At 42.4% G+C, this 14,971-nt stretch carries 12 protein-coding genes and 1 pseudogene; 5 read left to right on the top strand and 8 right to left on the bottom strand.

Features of this window, described 5'->3' with window-relative positions; translation table 11 throughout:
- Window positions 1-38: 38 nt before the first annotated feature.
- The 6 genes from N646_RS10125 to N646_RS10100 form a co-directional block, all read right to left on the bottom strand.
- Window positions 39-3,161: a type I restriction endonuclease subunit R gene (locus N646_RS10125; RefSeq protein ID WP_017821289.1), complete on the bottom strand. Its 3,123-nt coding sequence runs from the start codon at window positions 3,159-3,161 to the stop codon at window positions 39-41.
- Between the two features lie 4 nt (window positions 3,162-3,165).
- Window positions 3,166-4,197, bottom strand: coding sequence for a virulence RhuM family protein (locus N646_RS10120; protein ID WP_017821288.1), 1,032 nt, complete (start codon window positions 4,195-4,197; stop codon window positions 3,166-3,168).
- Window positions 4,190-5,323: an AAA family ATPase gene (locus N646_RS10115; RefSeq protein ID WP_017821287.1), complete on the bottom strand. Its 1,134-nt coding sequence runs from the start codon at window positions 5,321-5,323 to the stop codon at window positions 4,190-4,192. Before N646_RS10115 ends, N646_RS10120 begins: the two co-directional genes overlap by 8 nt.
- Before the next feature lies 1 nt (window position 5,324).
- Window positions 5,325-6,560 carry a restriction endonuclease subunit S gene (locus N646_RS10110; RefSeq protein ID WP_017821286.1) on the bottom strand — a complete coding sequence of 412 codons (1,236 nt, stop codon included), beginning with the start codon at window positions 6,558-6,560 and terminating at the stop codon, window positions 5,325-5,327.
- Window positions 6,557-8,116, bottom strand: a complete 1,560-nt coding sequence (locus N646_RS10105) for a type I restriction-modification system subunit M (protein WP_017821285.1) — start codon at window positions 8,114-8,116, stop codon at window positions 6,557-6,559. The genes N646_RS10110 and N646_RS10105 overlap by 4 nt, the downstream gene beginning before the upstream one ends.
- 660 nt (window positions 8,117-8,776) lie before the next feature.
- Window positions 8,777-11,329: a hypothetical protein gene (locus N646_RS10100; protein WP_017821284.1), complete on the bottom strand. Its 2,553-nt coding sequence runs from the start codon at window positions 11,327-11,329 to the stop codon at window positions 8,777-8,779.
- A 148-nt stretch (window positions 11,330-11,477) separates the two neighbouring features.
- On the opposite strand from N646_RS10100, the pseudogene radC reads away from it, so the two are divergent.
- The 3 genes and pseudogenes from radC to N646_RS10085 all read left to right on the top strand — a co-directional run bounded on the left by radC (window position 11,478) and on the right by N646_RS10085 (window position 12,861).
- Window positions 11,478-11,945 (top strand): annotated as a pseudogene (gene radC, locus N646_RS10095) (RadC family protein).
- Entirely contained in the window at window positions 11,942-12,391 is a 450-nt protein-coding gene (locus N646_RS10090) for a DUF2787 family protein (protein ID WP_017821283.1), read from the top strand. Before radC ends, N646_RS10090 begins: the two are co-directional and overlap by 4 nt.
- A 38-nt stretch (window positions 12,392-12,429) precedes the next feature.
- Window positions 12,430-12,861 carry a DUF2787 family protein gene (locus tag N646_RS10085; RefSeq protein ID WP_017821282.1) on the top strand — a complete coding sequence of 144 codons (432 nt, stop codon included), beginning with the start codon at window positions 12,430-12,432 and terminating at the stop codon, window positions 12,859-12,861.
- Window positions 12,862-12,868: 7 nt separating this feature from the next.
- On the opposite strand, the gene N646_RS10080 is transcribed toward N646_RS10085, so the two are convergent.
- Window positions 12,869-13,207: a YkvA family protein gene (locus tag N646_RS10080; protein ID WP_017821281.1), complete on the bottom strand. Its 339-nt coding sequence runs from the start codon at window positions 13,205-13,207 to the stop codon at window positions 12,869-12,871.
- 139 nt (window positions 13,208-13,346) lie between these two features.
- Here N646_RS10080 and N646_RS10075 point away from each other — a divergent pair, with 139 nt between their 5' ends.
- Entirely contained in the window at window positions 13,347-13,598 is a 252-nt protein-coding gene (locus tag N646_RS10075; RefSeq protein ID WP_017821280.1) for a hypothetical protein, read from the top strand.
- A 180-nt stretch (window positions 13,599-13,778) separates the two neighbouring features.
- On the top strand, window positions 13,779-14,747 hold the full coding sequence (locus tag N646_RS10070) for a helix-turn-helix transcriptional regulator (protein ID WP_017821279.1): 969 nt from the start codon (window positions 13,779-13,781) through the stop codon (window positions 14,745-14,747).
- Here the strand turns inward: N646_RS10070 and N646_RS10065 are convergent.
- Window positions 14,744-14,965: a helix-turn-helix transcriptional regulator gene (locus tag N646_RS10065; protein WP_005378664.1), complete on the bottom strand. Its 222-nt coding sequence runs from the start codon at window positions 14,963-14,965 to the stop codon at window positions 14,744-14,746. The two genes, N646_RS10070 and N646_RS10065, sit on opposite strands and share 4 nt — an antisense overlap.
- Between the last annotated feature and the right edge of the window lie 6 nt (window positions 14,966-14,971).

Raw genomic sequence — 14,971 nt, 5'->3', positions numbered from 1 at the left:
TGTTGATAATAATGCGATCTGACATTGATCTCACTATGTTAGATTGTTTCCCCAATCCCTTTGAATTTTTCAACAAAAGCCGCGATTTTCTGGAAAACCGTTTGCTTTTGTGTCCGATACTGTGGGTTTAGTGGGCTTAACTTAGGCAGTGCATCAGTCAGAGCTGTACCATTTTCAGAGGCATAGCTTCGTTTGAGTGATGACGCGATGTAGCGCTTAGCTGCATCTTCCTTGAGCTTTTCAGACACAATAATATCATTGGCTTCACGCTTTAATTCTTCTTGCGCGAATTTGTAAAACGAATCGATAATGCTGGCTTTGTCAGTGATTTCATCAAGATTTGTTTTATTAATAAAGTCTACTATTAAGCTTTCCTTTGCTCTGTTTCCTAAGCTACTCCGTATCAGGCGACGAATTTCCTCGATCAAACCTTCTTTCGTTTTACTCTTCTTGTTGTGTTCAAAAATTAGCCCCAGAATGTAGTCGAGATTAATTTCTTGAGATTTAAGTAAATCAACTTCAAAAACCACATCATTCCAATCTACGGTAGAAGGTTTGTCTTGATCTTTACCTTCTTTTTGGCGGCGTAACCAGTCACGAGTGTCGTTGTAGGTTGAACGATAGTCCTGAATTGCACGCTCACTTGGCATAGCGATCGCTTGCATTTTTTCAATGTCATCATCGTTGAGGTAGTATTTAGCCTTAAACTCCTCAACAGCCTGCTCATCCTTAATGTCCAAGCTTTGTAGTGCTTTTAAGCCTGCAAACTCATCGTAGTTTTGTAGGATGTTCTCTGCTTTTAGATACTCGCCAAACAGCTTAGCAAAGGCTTTTTTATCTTCTTCTTTCTCAATTGATTGAGGATCAGGAAAGCGCGTTTGTAGTTCATTGACGATCTCTACAAAACCGCGACGATATTGATCGGTAAGGAGATCTTGGAATCCTTCCATGTATTCTTTGTAACTCTTTTCGAGTAATACATTTCTGGTGTTGTCATCCCCAAATAAGGTAATGGCGTCAATAGTCGCTTGCTCTAAATCTCTAAACGTCACAATGTTGCCGAAGGTCTTTGTCGCATCGTAAATACGGTTAGTACGCGAGAATGCTTGCATCAAACCGTGATAGCGTAAGTTCTTATCCACAAACAAAGTGTTAAGTGTTGGGGCGTCGAATCCTGTTAAAAACATCCCTACCACGATCAGCAGGTCTATTTCTTGATTTTTCACCCGTTGAGCAAGGTCGCGGTAGTAGTTTTGAAAGCCGTTACTATCTACCCCATAATTGCTTTTAAATAACGCGTTGTAATCTGCAATCGCGGCACTCAAAAACTCTTTGGCGCTGCTATTCATCGCTGTAACTTCAAAGTTTTCATCTGCGATATCACCAATCGCATCCTGCTCCTCGTTAGCAGAGAACGAGAAGATGGTCGCAATACGAAGTGGCTTAGTTGCTACGCCATTACACGCTTCACTTTGTAGGGTCTTGAAGGTTTCATAATAGGCTTTGGCAGCGTCAACGCTACTCACTGCGAACATGGCATTAAAACCTTTAGCGCCAGAGTAGGCTCTGTGCGTTTTTTGATTGAAATGATTCAAGATGTACTGTGAGATTTCACGTATTCGCATTGGGTGCAAGAAAGCTTGCTTGGTCTCTGAAGCACTCAGTTTCTGTTCGTCTTGCTCTGTTTCAATGCTTTTGAATTGAGGACGCACATCATTGTAGTCCACTTTGAATTTCAGGACTTTTTCATCACGAATAGCATCGGTAATGACATAGGTATGTAATTGTTCGCCAAATACAGAAGCCGTATCTTCTGCGCCGAGGGCATTGTAGCCAGCAAAGATAGGAGTGCCAGTAAAGCCGAACTGGTAGTACTTTTTAAACTTCTTCTTTAAGTTTTTCTGTGCTTCACCAAATTGGCTGCGATGGCATTCATCAAAAATAAACACTACTTGCTTGTTGTAGATAGGTAAGTCTTTTTCACTTTTGATCAGGTTGTTGAGCTTTTGAATGGTGGTGACAATGATTTTATTGTCGTCTTTATCCAGATTGCGTTTAAGCCCTGCGGTGCTGTCGGAACCATTGACGCTATCAGGCGAAAAACGCTGATATTCTTTCATCGTTTGATAGTCGAGGTCTTTTCGGTCTACGACAAAGAAAACTTTATCAATAAAGTCTAAATCAGTAGCCAAGCGAGCCGCTTTGAAACTGGTGAGCGTTTTACCTGATCCAGTGGTGTGCCAAATGTAGCCGCCACTCTTGGTATTGCTCCAGCTCTTACTGTTAAATGCACTCTTGATTTTCCATAAAATACGTTCTGTGGCGGCGATTTGATAAGGGCGCATCACCAGCAAAGTATTGCTGATATCAAATACTGAATAGCGCAAAATCACTTCCAGTAGCGTCTCTTTTTGGAAAAACGTGGCAGTAAAATCTTTTAGATCTTTGATCAATTTGTTGTTTGACTCCGCCCAGTTCATGGTGAAGTCAAAACTGTTTTTATCTCGTTTGGTGGTATTTGCAAAATAGCGTGTATCGGTGCCATTGGAGATCACGAATAACTGCAAGAACTTATACAGAGAATTTTCTGCATTAAAGCTCTCTTTGCTGTAACGATGTATTTGGTTGAATGCTTCGCGAATGGCCACACCACGCTTTTTAAGCTCGATTTGGACTAAAGGCAATCCATTGACCAATATAGTCACATCATAGCGATTCGCATGGCTGCCAGTTTGCTCAAACTGCTTGATCACCTGTACTTTGTTTCGTGAAATCGTTTTTTTGTCAAACAGATAGATATTTTCAATATGACCATCATCAAAGACAAAATCGTAAATGTAGTCGCTGTGAACCTTACGGGTTTTGTCGATAATGTTGTCGCTTGGGGTATTTAAATATTGCTCCTGAAAACGCAACCACTCCGCGTCAGTAAACGTGGTTTTATTGAGCGTTTGTAGTTGCGTACGGACATTGGCCATCATGGCGTCAGGTGTTGTGAGGTTAGGCACATACTCGTAGCCTTGTTGAGTTAAATCTTGGATTAACTCACGCTCTAAATCACTTTCGCTCTGATAGCTGTCATTGACTTGCCATTGCTTGGTATATCGATCTAGGACAATAAAATTATTGGATTCCGCAATACTTTTGTAGGAGGTGGTCATTTATCTAGTCCTTTTTCTTTCTACCATCATTGAGCAACTTCTTTACTTCACGATCAAAGTCAGACTCGATCTTTTGTTGTTTGTTAAATTGCTCATATTCGGCATGAGCTTTTTGCTCAGCAGCCTTGCGTGAAACGCTGCCGTAACCTTCAAGTACCTGGTACTCATTAAAGGTCAAAAACTTATTGACGCTTTCGGCGAACGCCTCCATGGTAAAGGTATTTCTACGTTCAATAATGCCTTCAATGTAATCAAAAAAAGCCGAAACGGCACGTTCAAGTTTTTTGATCTCGTCTTCACTAAGGTAGTTTTTGGCAACAGTGGTATCCGATTTTAACACACGACCTGAAGGGGCGTTTTTGTATGTCGTCATGCCCATTAATGGTTGGTTGGCGTCTGCCTTCAATGCGATGATTTCCGCTGCTGTGTGCCCTGTAATAGCGAAGTGAAATTTGTCTTGTACATGAGCATAAAACAGACGAGTGGTTTCTGATTTAGGATCGTAATCAATACTGCATTCAGCAAAAATATCGGTGATTTGTTGGTAAATACGTCGCTCACTGGCACGAATAGAGCGAACGCGTTCTAATAGCTCTTTAAAGTAATCTTTGCCAAAGAAGCGGCCATTTTTAAGGCGTTCATCATCCATGGCAAAGCCTTTGATGATGTAGTCCTTAATCAACTGAGTCGCCCAAATACGAAACTGCGTCGCTTGTGCTGAGTTCACTCGGTAGCCTACTGAAATCACCGCATCTAGGTTGTAGTACTCCAGCTTGCGTTTAACTTCGCGTTTGCCTTCTTGTTGAACTGTTTCCAAAATGGAAATAGTTGCCTCGCGTTGCAGTTCGCCTGAATCGTAAATATTATCTAAGTGCTTTGAAATGGCAGGCACACCCACACCAAACAGCTGTGCAATGCGTTTTTGAGTGAGCCAAATGGTTTCACCACTGAGTAACACTTCGACTTTTACATCGCCATTAGGCGCGGTATAGAGTAAGAACTCTGAGGTTTGGTCTTGTAGGCTGAGGTTAGGCATTCGCTTCTCCTTGCAGTTTAAAACCGTAGTTATTTAATAAATGTTCAAGCAGAAATTTTACTGTCTGCTTTTCTGGTTCTGTGGGTTCTGCAACTTCTTCATTTGACAAGGAGCGATGACTGTAAAAATGCATCACTCGTTTAGCATACAGTTCGCGATTCTCAGGGAGGAGCGCTGTCCAATCCGAGTAGCCCAAAAATGCCGCGACCTTTTCATACAGGTTTCGTAATAAGTTGAAGTGGAATCGTTGTACTTCGTTGTCAGATATTGCCTTTTCAATCAATTGCTTGATATACAAATGATACGAAAAGCTGGTATTTGCGCCCCCCTGCTTCTCTTTTAGTTCAAAACTGCCGTCTTCAAATTTTTGTAATAGATAACACGTTTTCTTATTTAGTTCATTGTGCAAGACATTGTAAAAAAGAGGGTTATGGGTTGATATAACAAACTTAAGCTTGTCCGGACTTGTTCTGATCAGCTCTGCTAGATTGACGGCCAACTCAATCAAATGATTTTCGTCTAAAGAGCTGACGGGATCATCAATAAAGACGTACTCTAGTTGTTGGAACTCGTCACCATCTTCTTCCTCAGGGTTATTGAGTACCCGGATCACCTGCTCCAAAAGACCGTGAAAAATGCTCCAAACAAAATTGCTTTCCTCACCTTTGGAAATTTTTACATTTGGTTCTTTTTCTGCGTTGCCTCGTTCAAATGAGAATGTAACGTGACTAAAGTCTTGGCTGAAATTAGGTGTGAGCTTGTCATTACTATAACGCTGGAAAATTTTAGTAATGTTAGCTTCTTGTCCCTGAACTTTGAGAATCCAATCGGTAAAGGTATTTGGTTGAATCCTTAGTTTAGGCTCAGCATCTCCTTCCAGATCGTTATCCCAATAGAAGAGGTCTTCAGTAAATGCGTTGTAATAGAGAATTTTGTGGCGTGACAGTGGTGCTTGTTGGCCTGCTTCGCCATCTCCTTCTTCTTGTGCGTCATCTTTGGGTGCGACTAATTCTTTAAATGCGCGCGATAAACGCGTTTTACCTGTGCCGTTAAAAGCATAAATCAGTTGTACTTTTTTATTCGCCTTCTTTAGGTCGTTGGCTATCTCGTTTAGTTCCTTACTCATACTACGCCGCCCCCTCATTCGATTTAGGGAAGCTCAACAACAAGTCGCGATAATACTCGTATTGCTTTTGGCGTAACTCGATTTCGCGTGGGAGACCTTCCGAAAGCGATTTTGTGAGCTTATCAAATTTATCTAAGATATTAACTATATGCGTCTGTTTTTGGAGTGAAATAATTGGTACCTTAACTTCAAGGATCTGCCCTTTACGTAAATTTGTTTGATCAACGCCATTATTGTGTTTTAACAACTGCGGTGTTCTATCTAAAAAATAGTGTAAAAATTTAGGCAACATTTCAGACTTATCTTTAACGGTGATCCGTCCTATACGCTGATTTAACGTGTACTTTTCGTCTTCATCTACAAGAAATGTTTTTGAGAGAGCTTTGCCATTGGGTAGATCACTCATTACGAGTAGAATATCGTCTTTAAAGAGAGGGCATATTTGGCTATGTGAGTACTTAGCAACTAAACCATCTGTGGAGATGAACTTCGAATTTACAACAATAAATTTGCCATCTTCTGATATATCTTTCTCATGCCCTTTTCCATTTGCAAAGTGCGCGACCTCCTCCAACGTCTTCCACTCAACCTCATCATATTTAAAACTCAACAACTTATCTCGGTAGTAGTTGTACTGTTTTTTGCGTAGGTTAAGCTCAGCGGTCAGCTCAGCGGTCAGCTCAGTGAATGCATCCAGAATACGCACAATTTCGGCTTGTATTGCTAACGATTTTTCTGGGTTGTCAGGGCATGGGATGGGGAAAAGAAATTTTTTAAATCCATCCATATCAACAGATGCAAAGCTGGACATGGTTGTGTTTTTTTTACACCAATCTGCCAAAATAAAGCAGTAATAGAAAATAAACTTGCTATTAAAAGTGTCTTTATAGTCAGGCTTTAAACTTAAATTGGTAAATCTCTGATTTGCTAAAAATGGAACACGAACCAAAGCGTGCTCTCCAATGGTTGCTGATGTAGCAATTATTATTGAATTTGCAGGAAATAGCTTTCCACCTTTGATTGCGCTCTCTGAGACTTTTTGAAGCGAGCCATCAAGGACTTGGCCATTTTCTCGGATGTCATCCATTCTAAACCATGGAACAGTTCCATTTTCCCAGAATTCTTTTTTTGATTTTGATGGTGTATACCCATTTTTAAGCTGAAAAACATCAGTTAATTTTTTCCATTCAACATCAACACCATCCAACAGTTTCTCTAAATAGGTTAGGTTGTTCATACCTCAACCTCCTCACCTTCAATCTCTGCCACAATGGCATCAATATCACTGCGAAGCGCTTCGATTTTAGCGACGGTAGTTTTAAGCTCTGTATTAAGCTCTGCAATATTCACTAACTCGCGGTTGTCTTTAGCTTCTACATAACTGCTCACCGATAGGTTGTAGCTATTGCCTGCGATAACATCCAAATCAACGGATTTAGCAAGGTGGTCCACGTTTTCTTTGCTGGCAAACACTTTGATGATGTCTTCAATGTGTTGGTCGGTCAGCACGTTGTTATTGGTTTCTTTTTTAAACAAGCCACTGGCATCAATAAACTGAGTGGTGGTGTCGGTTTTGTGTTTAGACAGCACTAAAATATTTACCGCAATGGTGGTGCCAAAGAACAGGTTAGGTGCCAGCGAAATCACAGTTTCTACGTAGTTGTTATCCACTAGGTATTGGCGAATTTTCTGCTCAGCGCCACCACGGTAGAAAATACCAGGGAAGCAAACAATTGCCGCACGGCCTTTGCTTGATAGGTAACTTAGCGCATGCAGCACAAAGGCAAAGTCGGCTTTGGATTTGGGCGCAAGTACACCAGCAGGTGCAAAGCGGTCATCATTGATGAGTGTTGGATCGTCACTGCCACGCCATTTCACAGAGTAAGGTGGGTTAGAGACGATAGCATCGAATGGTTTATCATCGAGAAAATGTGGCTCGATTAAGGTATCACCCAGTTGGATATCAAACTTGTCGTAGTTGATGTTGTGCAAAAACATGTTCATACGTGCCAAGTTGTAGGTGGTGTGATTGAGCTCTTGACCAAAGAAGCCTTCTTCGATGATATGGTTATCAAAGTGCTTTTTGGCCTGTAGCAATAGTGAACCAGAGCCACAAGCGGGGTCGTATATTTTGTTCACTCTGTTTTGGCCATGCATTGCGAGCTGAGCGATCAGTTTTGAAACGTTTTGAGGCGTGAAGAACTCACCACCGGATTTACCTGCATTGGCCGCGTAGTTGGAAATTAAGAACTCGTAAGCATCACCAAACAGATCGATTTGATTGTCTTCGAAGCTGCCGAAGTTGAGCGCTGAAACTCGTTTTAGTACGGCAGATAGTCGTTTGTTCTTGGCTTCTACAGTGTTACCAAGGCGGTTGCTGGTGGTGTCAAAATCAGCAAACAAGCCTTTGATGTCTTTTTCTGAATCGTAGCCATTCGCTGAGTTTTCAATTGCCGCAAAAATGGCAGCTAGGTCAGTGTTTAAATTTTCGTTCTTGTGCGCATTGGCGGCAACGTTACTAAACAATTGGCTTGGAAAAATAAAGTAGCCCTTGGTACGAATCGCATCATCTTGAGCGGCAAGGATGTTTTCATCGTTATCGTTCATTGCTGCGTAGTCGATGCTATCGTCGCCACCGGTAATATAATCAACAAAGTTTTCGCTAATGAAACGGTAGAACAAGGTGCCGAGTACGTATTGTTTGAAATCCCACCCATCGACAGAGCCGCGTACATCGTTGGCAATTGCCCATATCTGGCGTTGAAGTTCTCTACGCTGTTCTAAACTTGTCATTATAGTTTTTCCTGAAAAATTCATTTAAAAATGCTTTCCCTTTGTTCATGTGATGTGGTGGTGTTGCTTGTTGTGTGTGCATCACACGCGAGGGAGTTTTGTGGGCAGAGGATAGGGGAAAATAGGGAAGGGGACAATGATCTCTATAGGATATTGCGTTGGCTTCCCTTGCTTGTTTCTAATGATTTATGCGTCTGATACCATTAAATGGATTCCGCCTCAATTTCCTTAAGTGATTTACCGACCGAGTTCTGCCAGTAATCTGGACCGCTATAGTTTATTTATCCTTGTGGATTTTAGAAGGACCATAGAACTTGCTGGACCTCGGCTTAAGCTAGTTTTTCTATCTTGTTTTTTGCCAATTACAAAAAAGGTGAATTGGGGTTGAGAGTCGGTTTACTAGGAAAACTGTACTGATAATCCTCAGAAATCAAAGGAAGTTGTGCAATAACACTACAGGTCTACTAGTAGGTAGTAGGCGCTTTCGATATCAGTAGTAAGCCGTTCAAACTTGAAGTTTCCTCGTTTGTCCTGTGGTTTAGCTGCATTAAGGTTGAATGCTTCCACTACCCCCTCCCCTGAAAAACAATATGAGTTCTATCGTTTTTGTTCAACGAAGAAATTTTGCTTGTTCTGCCCATATGCAGGTAGATGTCTATTTTACATCCAGCCAGATCCTTCGCATTTCCAACAGCCTCCATTGACACCACCATCTCCATTGCAGACGGAACAAAGTTTATAGCCCGTTTTATAGGAACTGGTTTGCGTAACCTTTTTTGTTGTACCAAAGCGTATCGCTGAAGGCCCCTTAGCTAGAGGTTTAACCTTTATCTTTTTTGCAGGTGGCTCTTGCTCTTTGACATTTGAGGGTTGAGAGAAGTTTCGTAATTTATCAAAGCCTTCTAGCCATTCAATTACTTCATTTTTTGACGGTCGCGATATCAAAATTGCGCGTTTCTTAGACGTTAAGTGCCAATACCCATCACTTTCATATAGGTACAGATTTCTGACATTCATTAGCCCTTTGCTAACCTGAGAATATGGAGAAACCTCTGATTGGAGTTTTATTACAGCAGGCAGTAATTGTTTTAAGTGATCACTGGTTATGAAAAGCTTTTCTGATTTCCCTGCCAGCTTCAATGAGAGCTCTTTTACTTTCCCTGCTGTTATTTGTTCGATCAACTGTGCTTCGCTCTCATTCGCGTGCTCATACATCGCCCTATGGTTCGGGCAGAGCACTAAATCAGAGAAGGGTGATGAGTCCAGTTGTTTTGAAATAGATGTTTCTTCCCAAAAATACTCACCGTTAGTTAGTTTAAAAGGCAGGGCCGACTGGCAGACCTGACAGCAAAGCTCACCCGCTTTATTCGTGTACTGTTCAGTTAAAAACTCTCGGGAAGAACGATAGAGCTTAACAGGTTCCTTTTTGATAATTTTGACGTGAGGTTTCTCATCTTGATTTGTTGAAGTTGGCCAGACCCAGCTATATTTGTGCTTCAAGTAGTATTGATCTTTAAGCCAAGTTAGATCATGCTCCCAATCTCGAATCGCCACTTCCATGTTTGCACTCTTGCGCTTTGCATTTCTTGCAAGAGCAGCCAGTGTTTCTGCCATTTTTTTTAATCGTGTAGCCGTTTCTGGGGAGCCCCACTCAGCGACATATGCCTTTGAGTCGACGTATGGTAACTCTTCACAATAAATGTTTTTTAGCAACTTGAGTCGAGAAGAGACTGCCAAACCAGATACACCTACTGTGTATCCCACTGCTTTGAGCATCCCCATTTGAGGCCACTGACTTTCAGGCAGCGAACCATCTGCTTCGTTTGCAATTGTAGAGGGCCAACGAAATGTGCTCTGAACTGTTTTTGTTGCGTTGATTTCGGCGTTTGCTTTTACCGACGTTTTATCTATTGATGAATCACTGGTTTTGAGGACTGTATTACTGGGTAACTCTAACGATTTCGCTTGTCCATGAGGACCATAGGGAGCTTTCGATTGTAACTCATCGTCGGTACTCAATGCGTTATTGGGATCTCCAACATTAGAGGTTTGTTGGTTGGCTGTACTTGAGCTGGTTTCTTTCGTTGGCTTTGCCGTTTTATCTGATTGACTTTGATTGTCTGAAGATAAAAGCGATGGAGCGAGCTCGGGGCGCTCTTTTAACAACTGCTCATAGATGTCAGGTTGCACTAACGCAGCCTCTAGAGGTTCTTTTGTTTTAGCAAAACCGATCCTTGAACGAATCATAATTATCAGATTTGCTTTTTCTAAGGCTGAAAGGTTTTTCCAGCTTAGTTGTTTATGCAGCAGCGAAGTTGTTGAGGTGAATGCAAAAGATTTTTTCTTAATGCTCTTTGGAAGAGATACCTTCTTGTCTCTCGAATATCTCAGTATTTGAGTAGACCACATAAAGTTAACGAGTTTCTCCAGAGAGACCCTTTGTTCTTGCTCACCAGTATAGTTGCTCTTGAAAGTGAAAAGCCTATATGCCCGTTTTAGTATCTCTAATTTTTCTTTGTCATCCTTACCTTGAATCGTCTCATAAGGCAAAGAGGTACCTGTTTGTCGTAAAACCAATTTCCGACTTCCATCTGACCAGTTCCAAACGCATTGCAACTGATAGATGGCGAGTTCTGCCTGAAGCTCAGAAAGTAGTTTGTCGGTAACGCTTAATAGAGAAATACTTTGTTTTAATCGATTTTCCGGACCATTAGGAAGCTTGTCGATAGGGCTCGTTTTAACCGTGGGATCTAGATTCTGCGGTGAACGCTTTTTTACTTCACTCCAAGATGGTGCATTGGACCAACTATTCATGCTCTTTTGAGCCGACTCAGGCTTTCTCTGGAATGTTTTCGGTGTGCGTGAAGTGGATCTATCTAGGTTGTTGGCCTTTTTTTGCAGCTTTCTGGCATCGGCATCTTTCTTCCTTTGAGCTCTGTGTTCCTTTTTCTGCTCACTTTTATTTTTGTGCTTGTCGTTATTGTTAGTTCTTTGGGTAGGTCTTGCGGGCTTTTGGCGCTTTTCTTTGGTTAGTTCATTCCAAAGAAGCTCTAACTGAATTTCTTTTATTCCATCATCAGAACGATCATTTTGAGTAATCCTTTTTACGCGTTCAATTGTAGTCGTCTCCTCCTTGTCATTACTGTAATTATAACGAGAAAAGTCATACACAAATTGGTTTACATTACGACTTGGAATACTCAACTTACCCATAAAGATCAGACCTATTTAACGACATCAATAAATACTTTGAGAATACTAGTGATAAAAGTACCATGATTTGACCCATAGCAATCAAAACAATTTCAGATAGATATCATCTTCGTGCATACCTCAACGGTTTCATTTTTAGGAGCTTTTTATGCGCGAAAATAACTACTATTTTGATGGTCCTGTTACAGCAGATAAGGTGCTCGACGCGGCCGCTGAAATCCTTGCCACACGGGCTCTCCGAGGCGAACAATATTGCAATCCCGAAGCAACAAAAACCTATTTATCTTGCAAGTTAAAACACCATGAAAGAGAGGTGTTTGCGGTGATGTTTTTAGATAATCAGCATCGCCTTATTGCCTTTGAAGAGCTGTTCTTTGGCACAATTGATTCAGCAAGTGTTTATCCCCGAGAAGTCCTCAAAGCGGCTTTAAAAGTCAATGCCGCCGCGCTCATCTTTGCTCACAATCACCCTTCTGGCGATGCCACTCCTTCCCAAGCCGATAAATAAATTACGCAAAGGCTTAAAGAGGCTTTGGCGCTGGTGGACATTCGAGTTCTTGATCATATCGTGGTTGGTGATAGCGCCATCTCTTTTGCAGAAAGGGGGCTACTATGATCCAGAAAACATCGGGTGAACTGGAACTGTTGGATGGCTTTCATCGAGCATTGCTTTTGGTAGTCCAACGTTATTCGATTCCTCCACAAGCTCAACGTATGGTCCTGAACTGTCGACAAAAACGCTATTACCAGACGGGGCAGGGGCTTCATCCCATTGAAATTCAATTTCGTCGAACATCGGCCAGTGAAGATTGGCAGGTCGTCTGTTTAGCGAGTTTTTCTTATTCGGAAAATAAACCGAGTGAGATGGAGCCTGAACTCTACTTTCATCTCTTCAATCTTTGGTGTTATCAACCAGATAGCGGTGCAGCAAGTCTCGCACACCCGCAAGTGAAAGCGCTGTTAGATACTTGGCTGAACGCGCTCTCTCGACACCTTACTCAGTCCCTCTTTGATGACATTCAGTTATCGATGATTCAAACCTTCGATGAACACCACTCATGATCACATTTTAACTTCGGCCACTTTTAGGAGATCTAGCCATGTCTATACTGAATTTTACGCCGTCAGTGCTGCCTGTTTCTAATAAGCTTCTGACGTTATTAAACCAACATTGTCATGCCTCGATGGAATCAACACAGTCCACCAGCTATGCCCTTTCTATCCATTTTCGAGACAAAAGCTATAGCGCGGAAGAAGGGGGATACCATCCGGTTGAAATTGGCCTCAACATTGTGAATGGTAAAACGATTGATATTCTCTACATTACCGATTTTGCGTATATGGGGAACTATTATCCGGAGCTAGAGCGATGCATTGATTTTGACTTTGGCAATCAAGTCGCTTTTACCGTCGCCACGGGATGGCAAAGCATTCGCTCTCCAGGTATCGATGAGCTGTATCAAATGTGGGAGCAAAACTTTCTTCAGTACGTCGAATGGGAGTGTTACGACGACATTCAGATTTCTCATTAACTTTTTATCAATCTAGCCAGACTTCCAGTTGTTGCTTTGCTTCTTGCTTATGTTCTTGTTTTACATGCGCCCCTACCGAAGTCAAAGCCGCCATCAACACACCAATGTCATCACTATAGCCAACCCCTACCAATACATCGGGTATGGCATCAATAGGTAAGACAAAGTAACCCAGCGCACTCAGTATTGCGGTTTTCGCCCAACGTGGCGTATCGCTGTCTTTCGCACAGTAGTAAAGGATCAAGGCCGTTTCAATTACCTCACGACCAGCTTTCTTGGCGTAGCGTTTGAGCGTATCCCAAAAGGATTGCTCACTGTAATGTTCTTGGTGTTGAGTGTCTTGCATGAGAGGCCCCTCTGTTGAGGTTTCAGGATACTGGCTAGCTCGCTCATTTTTAAGACAAACCTTATCCGGTACGACATAAGTTAACGCACCAGTTCGTACTATGCATGGGAATTGACCACTTAATAAGAAGGATAACCTAATGGGATTATGGGACAACGTTGGAAAGCTTGCTAAAGCAGGCGCACAAGCGGGAGCGAAGATGGCTTCTGATACGTACGGTGATATGAAAGAAGCGCAAGCGGATGCTGCTCGTAAGAGTGATGATCAGTTAGCGCGCACTATTGCCAATCGTTCAGGCGGTACATGGGCCATTGGGGCTGCTCGCCAGGAGCTTAAAAGTCGTGGCTATAGTGACGATGCCATTCAAAGCTTGGTGAACCGTCACCGTTAATGATGGTAAGTGGACACGGCGCTTTGCCGTGTCCGCTGCTTTCTTTATTTCCTTGCAAAACTGCTGCGACATAAGTCAACGCAGCGCCTCGTAAACTCTCTTTAATCAATTCGTTAGCTCATTGTCTTTACTCGTCTCTTGTATGGGTGAGGGCTCGTGCGCTTAAAAATAAAGCCATCTATGAACGATACTAAGCTTAATCGCTCTCAGCATTACATCCAGCTGGTTCTTGAGATTTATAAGCGCATTCCAAACAGTCGCAAAATCACAGCCAAAGAGATCCAGCAGCAACTGAGTGAAGTGGGCATTGTGCGTTCAGAGCGAACCATTCAGCGCAATCTTACCGATATCGCTCAGTTCTTTGATGATGTCGACGTGGATATGCGCGACAAGCCTTTTGGCTATAGTCGTCGCTCGCGCCATTTGCTCTCACACGGTCCACAAGAGGCGGTTTTATTGAGCTTGGCGGAAAATTATCTGCGTTATCTTCTCCCTGTGAACTTGATGAAAACTCTCGACACGGTTTTCAATGACGCCAAGCAACACCTATTTCCCACCACCAGCAATGTGAAAGAGCGTCAATGGCTAAAGAAAGTGCGCTTTGTTAGTGAGGGCGTACCGTTGCTTCCTCCCCACATCGACAATGAGATTTTTGAGAAGGTCAGTTACGCTCTCTTCCACAATCGTTATTTGTCCCTTTGTTATACCAATGCCAATCTAGAGCAGAAAAGCAAAGAGGTGATGCCATTGGGGTTAGCGCAACAAGGAAGCCGTCTTTATCTCGTGTGCCGTTTTCGCGGTCACACCAACGAACGTTCTTTGGCATTGCATCGTATCCATAAAGCAAGCATCTCTACGTTTGATTTTGCTTATCCAAGTGATTTTGACTTGGAACGGTATGATTTAGATGGGCGTTTTTACTTTGGTGAAGGGGAGGAAATACGACTGTCGTTTTGTATTGGCAGAGAAAGCGGTTATCACTTACTCGAAACGCCGCTGTCGATCGATCAGCACGTGGAATTAATTGATGGTGGATATCAAGTGACGGCAACGGTGATTGACTCACTTCAGCTCGATCGATGGTTACGCGGGTTTGGTGATGAGGTCTGGAGCATTACAAAAGAGGAATGCACCACAAAAATTGCTTAAGCCACTGCCTCTTGTTCTAGCATTGGCAAACCCAATCGCTCATCTCGTTCTGCCACTCTTTCTAATATCCAGTCTTGTACTTCGCTTTCTACCCAAGCCACGCTGCGAAAGCCCAGTGATACCGATTTAGGGAACTTACCCTCTGCCATGAGTTTGTACATATACGCACGGCTCAAACCTGTATTATCCAGCACTTCTTTTAGTCGAATTAGTCTCATTTTTCT

The organism is Vibrio alginolyticus NBRC 15630 = ATCC 17749 (assembly GCF_000354175.2).
Classification (GTDB): domain Bacteria; phylum Pseudomonadota; class Gammaproteobacteria; order Enterobacterales; family Vibrionaceae; genus Vibrio; species Vibrio alginolyticus.
This window is presented reverse-complemented; position numbering and strand designations above follow the sequence as displayed.